The sequence below is a fragment of the Protofrankia sp. Cr1 genome, from assembly GCF_963555865.1.
In the GTDB taxonomy this organism is placed as follows: domain Bacteria; phylum Actinomycetota; class Actinomycetes; order Frankiales; family Frankiaceae; genus Protofrankia.
Window position 1 is genome coordinate 1 of the sequence record NZ_CAUVXO010000574.1, and the last position, 1,201, is coordinate 1,201.

At 70.9% G+C, this 1,201-nt stretch carries 1 protein-coding gene; it reads left to right on the top strand.

Annotation, left to right across the window (positions count from 1 at the left end; genetic code table 11):
• Positions 1-15: 15 nt before the first annotated feature.
• The coding region (locus tag U9980_RS26025; RefSeq protein ID WP_322770344.1) for a glycosyltransferase family 2 protein at positions 16-1,201 on the top strand (1,186 nt) is incomplete at its 3' end.

Below are 1,201 nucleotides of genomic sequence, written 5' to 3' on the forward strand. Positions count from 1 at the left end.
TCCGCGACAGTGGTCGTGACAACCTGCTGCGCATCAGCGGCACTGACCCGCACGCTGGCGGGCATCACCGCCCAGACGGTACGCCCGGCGGACATCGTCGTGGTCGACAACCGACCGCGTGACAGCGGGGTGCCGGCACTGCTGCGGCGGGCCGGGCTCGCCGACATCCGCTACGTGGCCGAGCCCGCCGCGGGACTCTCCCGCGCCCGCAATGCCGGTCTCGCCGCGATCTCGACGCCGCTGGTCGTGTTCACCGATGACGACATCGAGGTCGACCGCCGCTGGCTGGAATTCCTGCTGGCGGGCTTTGTCGACCCGCGGGTGGCCTGCGCGACCGGACTGATCATGCCACTCGCGCTCGACACCGACGCCCAGGTGCTCTTCGAACGGTTCGGTGGCTTCGGGAAGGGCTTCGAACACCACCGCTTCGACCTTCGTGAGCATCGAGGGGACGACCTCCTGTATCCGTTCGCGGCCGGGGTGTTCGGCAGCGGCGCGAACAGCGCGTTTCGCGCGGACGTGCTGCGGGCCCTGGGCGGGTTCGACATCCGGCTGGGCGCGGGGACGCGTGCGCGCGGAGGCGAGGACCTCGACATGCACCTGTCGGTGGTGATGGCCGGACACGCCCTCGTCTACGAACCGGCCGCGCTGGTCCGCCATGCACACCGGCGGAGCCAGGCGCAGCTGCGCCGGCAGGTGCACGGCTACGGCATCGGTCTCGGTGCGATGGTCACCAAACGGCTGCTGACCCGGCCGCGGGAACGGCGCGAGCTGCTGCGACGAGCGCCGCACGGACTACGCCACATGGTCGATCCGAACAGCCCTAAGAACCTGGGCAAGCAACACGGCTATCCACGATCGTTGTCCGCCGCGGAGCTGGCCGGGATCGTCCGGGGTCCGGGTGCCTACCTCGCGAATGCGCTCCTGGACCGGCCGGCGCCAGCTGCCACCACAGGTGGGTCGGCATCGGCGAACAGGCTGATCTGGTGCGGGGAGGTCGAGCTGGCCGCACCGACAGTCATCCCGCCCGAGCCGCTCGACGCCGCGGGCGAGCCGTACCGCGAGGCCCGCGTCCTGATCCGCCTGCACGGCACACCGCTCGGCTTCCTGCATGTCGATCTCGACGAGGACGTCCTTGATGACGTGACGGTGCGGGCGCTGGCCGCCGGTCAGCTCGGCGACGCCATCCGCGCTCACCTGG